A 654-nucleotide genomic window follows, 5' to 3' on the forward strand; every position below is an offset into this window, starting at 1 on the left:
ACTCTGGCCATCTCCCTCTAGCTTGGCAGGATCGCCAGGAAGTTTGCCACAAAAGTCGCCCTCTTAAGCTACGATAGTATTTCCCAAGCTATTGCCTGTCCCGCCCGGGAGGGTGAGCGAGTATGGGAGCCGTTCATTACCAAGTTCAACTGCTCTTCTAATTCGCGCCAACTGCTGTTACACCCCTATGAGTCGATTCACCGCTGCTGCCGATGTAGGTTTTACCACCGAGGACTTTGCTGCCCTACTGGACAAGTACGACTATCACTTCAGCCCCGGCGAAATTGTGGCCGGCACGGTATTTTCGGTGGAGCCGCGCGGCGCGTTGATCGATATCGGGGCCAAGACGGCTGCTTTCCTGCCTCTGCAGGAGATGTCCATCAGCCGGGTAGAAGACCCGCACGAGGTGCTGCAGCCGGGAGAGACCCGCGAGTTTTTCATCCTCACCGAAGAAAATGAAGAGGGGCAACTGACCCACTCCATTCGCCGCATCGAGTACATGCGGGCCTGGGAGCGGGTGCGGCAGCTACAGAAAGAAGACGCCACGGTGCGGGCAACCATTTTTGCTACCAACCGCGGAGGCGCCCTGGTGCGCATTGAGGGATTGCGCGGCTTTATCCCCGGATCCCACATCAGCAGCCGCAAGCCCAAGGA

1 protein-coding gene is annotated in these 654 nt (G+C 58.3%); it reads left to right on the top strand.

Annotated features, from left to right (window positions below):
* Positions 1-187 precede the first annotated feature (187 nt).
* Positions 188-654: S1 RNA-binding domain-containing protein (locus NW858_RS10815; RefSeq protein ID WP_414520484.1), on the top strand; the 467-nt coding region annotated here is incomplete at its 3' end.

Source organism: Synechococcus sp. H55.10 (assembly GCF_047502715.1).
Taxonomy (GTDB): domain Bacteria; phylum Cyanobacteriota; class Cyanobacteriia; order Thermostichales; family Thermostichaceae; genus Thermostichus.